The organism is Thiohalophilus sp. (genome assembly GCF_031581315.1).
In the GTDB taxonomy this organism is placed as follows: Bacteria; Pseudomonadota; Gammaproteobacteria; order UBA6429; family Thiohalophilaceae; genus Thiohalophilus.
Window position 1 is genome coordinate 1 of sequence record NZ_JAVLAZ010000109.1, and the last position, 3,745, is coordinate 3,745.

4 protein-coding genes are annotated in these 3,745 nt (G+C 59.8%); 2 read left to right on the forward strand and 2 right to left on the reverse strand.

Annotation, left to right across the window (positions count from 1 at the left end; translation table 11 throughout):
* Both RI563_RS11920 and pdhA read right to left on the reverse strand, forming a co-directional pair.
* Positions 1 to 887: pyruvate dehydrogenase complex E1 component subunit beta (locus RI563_RS11920; RefSeq protein ID WP_310694604.1), on the reverse strand; the 887-nt coding region annotated here is incomplete at its 3' end.
* A 15-nt stretch (positions 888 to 902) separates the two neighbouring features.
* Positions 903 to 1,913, reverse strand: coding sequence for a pyruvate dehydrogenase (acetyl-transferring) E1 component subunit alpha (gene pdhA / locus RI563_RS11925; protein ID WP_310694605.1), 1,011 nt, complete (start codon positions 1,911 to 1,913; stop codon positions 903 to 905).
* A 262-nt stretch (positions 1,914 to 2,175) separates the two neighbouring features.
* On the opposite strand from pdhA, the gene RI563_RS11930 reads away from it, so the two are divergent.
* A complete protein-coding gene (locus RI563_RS11930) occupies positions 2,176 to 2,580 on the forward strand; it encodes a hypothetical protein (protein WP_310694606.1) in 405 nt (134 codons plus the stop codon).
* On the forward strand, positions 2,577 to 3,745 hold a 1,169-nt coding region (locus tag RI563_RS11935; RefSeq protein WP_310694607.1), incomplete at its 3' end, for a class II fumarate hydratase. The genes RI563_RS11930 and RI563_RS11935, both read left to right, overlap by 4 nt.

Below are 3,745 nucleotides of genomic sequence, written 5' to 3' on the forward strand. Positions count from 1 at the left end.
ACGTCGGCGGCGTGGATACGCACGGGCTGGGAATCGAGGGCGAAGAAGCAGTCCTCGATGATGCCGGTGATGATCTCCGAACCGACGCCGACCGGGGCCTCGTCTTCCTCGGCCACGACCACGCGGTGGGTCTTTTCGACCGAGGTGCGGATGGTCTCGCGATCGATCGGCTTGAGCGCGCGCAGGTCGACCACCTCGGCGCTGATGCCGTCGGCTTCCAGGCGTTTGGCCGCTTCCAGGCACAGGTGCACGCTGAAGTTGTAACCGATTAATGTAATGTCACTGCCTTCACGCACGACCTCGGCGCCTTCCAGCGAACGGAAGTACTCCTCGTCGGGAATCTCTTCCTTGAGGTTATACATCTGCTCGTGCTCGATGATGATCACCGGATCGTTGGAGCGAATCGCGGACTTGAGCATGCCGTAGGCGTCCAGCGGGCCGCGCGGGGTGACCACGCGCAGGCCGGAGGTGGACATGAACATGCGCGCCAGGCGGGCCGAGTGCTGGGCCGCCAGCTGATGGGCGGTGCCGCCCGGGGTGCGCATGACGATCGGGCACTGCAGCTGGCCGCCGGACATGTAGCGGATTTTCGCCGCGGCGTTGATCAGGGTGTCCAGCGCCAGCAGCGCGAAGTTGATGGACATGATCTCGATGACCGGACGCATGCCGACCATGGAGGCACCGATGCCGATCCCGGTGTAGGAGTTCTCGGAAATGGGGGTATCGATGATGCGCTGCGGACCGTACTTGTCGTACAGGCCGGAGGTGGCCTTGTAGGTGCCGCCAACGACGCCGATGTCCTCGCCCATGGCGATCACCATCGGATCGTTCGCCATCTCTTCATCGTGGGCCCGGCGAATCGCTTCCCAATATGCCGTTTCTGCCATTGTTATCAATCCTCGTTATTTATGCAGTGGCCCGACCCAGCGCGGATCCGGGTTATCGTCCAGTACGTATTTGTTCAGATCCTCGACCTTCGGCTCCGGACTCTCTTCGGCGAACTTGATGATGTCGTTTTCGATCTCGTCACCGATCTCTTTGTCCCATTGCTTGAGGTCGTCCTTGCTGACCAGGCCGGCTTCGATCAGGCGATCGCCATACAGGCGAATCGGATCGCGCTCCATCCACACTTCTTCCTCGTCCTTGGTGCGATAGCCCTTGGCGTCGGACATGGAGTGGCCGCGATAGCGGTAGGTCATAAATTCAATGAAATAAGGTTTCTGTTCCTTGCGCACGTAATCGATGGCTTCCTTGGACGCTTCCATCACGGTGTCGATATCCATGCCGTCGTGCTGGCTGGCTTTCATATCGTAAGCGCAGATACGCTTGTACTGATCGCGCACGGCGGTGGAACGATCGATGTGGGTACCGATGGCGTACAGGTTGTTCTCGCACACGAACAGCACCGGCAGTTCCCAGACCGAGGCCATGTTCAGGGTCTCGTGGAAGGTGCCCTGGTTGTTGGCGCCGTCACCCAGAAAACAGATGGCGATCTGGTCGGTGCCCTTGTGCTTGGCGCCCAGCGCCAGGCCGGCGGCCAGCGGAAATGGCTGGCCAACCAGCGCGTAACCGCCCATGAAATTCTGGCTGGCATCGAAGATATGCATGGAGCCACCGCGTCCCTTCGAGGAACCGGTCTCCTTGCCATAGAGTTCCGCCATGACTTCGCGCGGTTGCGCGCCGGTCTTGATGGCGTGAATATGATCGCGATAGCCGGTGATGACGTAATCGTTTTCCTGGCCCTTGCCGACATTGGCCATCTCCAGGACTCCTGTGGCCACCGCTTCCTGGCCGGAGTAGAGATGCAAAAAGCCACCGACCTTGCGTTCCATATAGGCTTCGAACGTGCGATCCTCGAAGCGGCGGTAGAACATCATTTCCCGCAACAGGCGTTTTTTGTCCGCGTCTTTCATAGGGATCCTTGTCTATATTTTTTGCAGCTAAATGAAGATGTTACGGGTATTCTACCCCATCCCCCAATTCAAAGCCGCGTATGATCGACTTTTTATGCGACAAGGTCAAGAAAAATCCCGGTGACAGGCGGATTACAAAGACGCAATTATCCTTTAAAATCAGCAACTAAAATTAAAAACTGTGGACCGGTTGGCATCCTGCAACAGGATCGACCCGACCCGGACAAACACTCACACCGTCAGACAAATCGGGTTTTATAGCATGTCTCAGGAACAAGCGATCTATCAGTGGCTCGACAACATGAGCAAGTCCGTGGCCACGCAGGATCTGGAAAAACATATGTCCCTCGTCTCGCCCCATGTCCGGGTCTACGGGGTGCCCGGCCATGAGACGATCGACTACGACGGCTGGCGCCAGCGGCGCAAAAACGAATTCGAGCACGATCTGCTCGCCCACCTCAATTATAAAGTGGTTAGAATCAAGACCCAGGCCCTGCGCCGGGTCGCTTTCCAGGTGGAAGAGACCCTCTCCGCCCGCAACGGCAAAGCGGTGGTGTTGAACAAGGACATCATGCTGGAGCTGGAGCCGGACGAGAAATGGCGCGTCGTGGAAGAAAAAATCCGCGACTGGGAAGTTCGCGAATCAGCCGCACAGGAAACATTATGAGCCAGGACTACCGAACCGAAAAAGACAGCCTGGGTGAACTGCGCGTCCCGGCCGATGCCCTGTACGGCGCGCAAACCCAGCGCGCGGTGGACAACTTCCCGGTCAGCGGGCTGCCCCTGCCGCGCGCCTTCATCCGTGCCCTGGGCCTGGTCAAGCACGCCTGCGCCGGGGCCAACCGGCAACTCGGCTTGCTGGACGATGCCCGGGCCGACGCCATTCAACAGGCCGCCCTGCAGGTCGCTGCCGGTGAGTTTGACGCGCACTTCCCCATCGACGTCTTTCAGACCGGCTCGGGCACCAGCACCAACATGAACGCCAACGAGGTGATCGCGCACCTGGCCAGCGACGACAATCTGACCGTACACCCCAACGATCACGTCAACATGAGCCAGAGCTCCAACGATGTGATTCCCACGGCCCTGCAGGTCAGTGCCGCGCTGGAAATTCACGAGCAACTGTTGCCGGCGTTACAGCACCTGGCCGAAACCCTCGATCACAAGGGCAATGAACTCAAAGATGTGGTCAAGACCGGCCGCACCCACCTGATGGATGCCATGCCTATCACCCTGCAACAGGAACTCAATGCCTGGCGCGATCAGATTCGCGACGGCATCGCGCGGCTGCAAAACAGCCTGCCCCGCCTGCAGGCGTTACCGCAGGGCGGCACCGCCGTGGGCACCGGCATTAACGCCCACACCGATTTCGGCTCGAGCGTGGCCGATGAACTGAAAACCCAGACCGCGATCGACTTCAGCGCCATGGCCAACCCGTTTGTCGGTCTGGCCAGCCAGGACACGGCGGTGGAAGTCAGCGGCCAGCTCAAGACCGTCGCCGTCACGACCATGAAAATCGCCAATGATCTGCGCTGGATGAACAGCGGCCCGCTGGCGGGCCTCGGCGAGATCGAACTGCCCGCCCTGCAACCGGGCAGCTCCATCATGCCGGGCAAGATCAACCCGGTGATTCCCGAGTCCGCCGCCATGGTCAGCGCCCAGGTAATCGGCAACGACACCACCATCACCGTCGCCGGCCAATCCGGAAACTTCCAGCTCAATGTCATGCTCCCGGTGATTGCCTACAACCTGCTGCAAAGCATTCAGCTACTGGGCAACAGCGCCCGCCTGCTGGCCGATCGCGCCATTGCCGGCTTCAAGGTCAACGAGGA

What these genes read in the sequence shown, in the direction of transcription:
- pdhA (WP_310694605.1), bottom strand. Translation starts at nt 1,913, where the DNA reads ATGAAAGACGCGGACAAAAAACGCCTGTTGCGGGAAATGATGTTCTAC.
- RI563_RS11930 (WP_310694606.1), top strand. Translation starts at nt 2,176, where the DNA reads ATGTCTCAGGAACAAGCGATCTATCAGTGGCTCGACAACATGAGCAAG.